We start from the raw sequence: 313 nt of genomic DNA, 5'->3' as shown, positions 1-313 counted from the left end.
GCTTGCCATCCAGATAAACATCACCTGAGCTGGCATCCAAGAGACCAGCAATGATGTTGAGAATGGTTGACTTTCCAGAACCCGAAGCCCCAAGCAGGGTATAAAACTTACCCTGCTCCAATTCAAAATTGATGTCCTTGAGAACCTGGGTTCCGCTGTCCTCGAAGGTTTTCGTCACATGGTGAAAAGCAATAATAGGTTTGGTCACTTCTTGATTTCCTCCACTCAAGAAAGAAGATAAAAAGAGAGTGGGAAAGAAGTCATAAATCCAAGGATTCGACTTGACTTCCCGGCACTCCCTAAGTTTCAAGTT

General features: G+C 44.4%; 1 protein-coding gene. It reads right to left on the bottom strand.

The features are described 5' to 3' along the window. Positions 1-313, bottom strand: a 313-nt coding sequence (locus FH871_RS35430; protein WP_212768436.1) for an ATP-binding cassette domain-containing protein, incomplete at both ends; no start/stop codon positions are given.

Origin of the sequence: Larkinella sp. C7 (genome assembly GCF_006149005.1) — a bacterium.
GTDB lineage: Bacteria > Bacteroidota > Bacteroidia > Cytophagales > Spirosomataceae > Larkinella.
The sequence above is the reverse complement of the archived record's forward strand: the minus strand, read 5'-3'. Positions and strand labels throughout refer to the sequence as shown.